This is a genomic window from Microscilla marina ATCC 23134 (assembly GCF_000169175.1).
Lineage (GTDB): Bacteria > Bacteroidota > Bacteroidia > Cytophagales > Microscillaceae > Microscilla > Microscilla marina.
The window spans coordinates 5,001-6,714 of sequence record NZ_AAWS01000102.1 but is presented as its reverse complement, the minus strand read 5'-3'; the positions used below and the strand labels follow the sequence as shown (position 1 = coordinate 6,714).

The 1,714-nt window shown below is 37.9% G+C and carries 2 rRNA genes; both read left to right on the top strand.

Annotation, left to right across the window (positions count from 1 at the left end):
• Positions 1 to 444 (top strand): 23S ribosomal RNA (locus tag M23134_RS36790); the annotation flags it as partial.
• A 224-nt stretch (positions 445 to 668) separates the two neighbouring features.
• A 5S ribosomal RNA gene (gene rrf / locus M23134_RS36785) occupies positions 669 to 780 on the top strand.
• The last annotated feature ends 934 nt before the right edge of the window (positions 781 to 1,714 follow it).

Here is a 1,714-nt window from a genome sequence, read left to right as displayed (position 1 = left end):
GGGATAACAGGCTGATCTCCCCCGAGAGCTCACATCGACGGGGAGGTTTGGCACCTCGATGTCGGCTCGTCACATCCTGGAGCTGGAGAAGGTTCCAAGGGTTGGGCTGTTCGCCCATTAAAGTGGCACGCGAGCTGGGTTCAGAACGTCGTGAGACAGTTCGGTCCCTATCTGTTGTGGGCGTAAGATATTTGAGAGGACCTGACCTTAGTACGAGAGGACCGGGTTGGACGAACCTCTGGTGTATCAGTTGTGTTGTCAGATGCATCGCTGAGTAGCTACGTTCGGAAGAGATAAGCGCTGAAAGCATCTAAGCGCGAAACTCGCCTCGAGATGAGATATCTATATAAGGGTCGTTGGAGATGACGACGTAGATAGGTTGCAAGTGTAAGAGTTGAAAGACGCTGAGCTGAGCAATACTAATTACCCGAAAACTTCCTGGAAATGAAGGGTTAGCAAAGTGAGAGAGAGAGAAGTATGAACAAAGAAAATGCTTCGGTGTTGAGAATTTCTGCCTTCCATTATGTTATAATTATTGATGATCAATCAATTGTTATAAGTAATAATGGTTTAAATATCAAATTCCATTACAAATCATATATAAGAACTTTAAAGAAATAAGTCAATGCGCAGTAAAGTGAAATGCTTTATGAAACATTGCAAGATCTAACGGTGGTTAGAGCATGGGTGTTCACCTTTTCCCATTCCGAACAGAGCAGTTAAGCCCCATTGCGCCGATGGTACTACAATCAAATGTGGAAGAGTAGGTCGCTGCCGATCCAATACCAACCCTCATTGTGAAAACAGTGAGGGTTTTTTGGCTCTAGAGTAAATATAGAGTTGATTAAATTATCCCCTCAACTCTCTGACATATTTCCCAGATCTAGTATTCGACTATTTTTAACTCCAGTATTCAAACTAGCCCTTAATTTAAAGTTATCTTCTGCAATGTATGATGAATAAGCCGTTGATTTTTAAATTTATATAACCTTCCATGTATTAGTTTTAGCACTTTTGATGTTTGCTCAAATACTCATAAGAATTAGAATCTTAACCCACAAGCTTACTTTTTATTTGATTAGTAATGATAGTCATCATGCATTTAAGAGAACAACCCCAGTTTAATTCTTACTAGTAATACTAATCTGTTTGATAAAACATGTAAAAAAAATCTATACCTGCTCAATGTTTTAGGTATGCCAAGACTTGACCATTGCTTATGCCCCCCTTAACCTTGACAGGTTTTTTATTTTGTACGTTATATTACTGAAATTACATAGCCCACCCCAATGATGAAGTACTAGGGTAATAGAGGTGAGCACTAGTAAAAACGTTGGCTTTTCAACCGTTGATTTCTCTATTATATTGCGAAATATTGTTAACAAAAATCACCATTCGACGTTGTAAATAGCAATTATTGTGATCAAACGAAAGAGTTGATAAATTGTGATATTTCTATGCTCAAATACTTGCAGTTACCCCAGAAATTAGTACCTTTGCATTCACAAATTTCAAAGGAGATTTGATTTAAAGGATTTGAAAAAGAGTTAAAAATGCGGCGGTAAAATTCACCGTTATTTTTTTGTTCAAGTTGTTGGATATTAAAAATAAAGCTTGCACCTTTGCACTCCGAAAAACGAACAATGGTTTGTTTTGATTTTGAATAGTTGAGTAATAAAGTCAAGCGACAGCGATCAAAAAAAGATCGCAATTT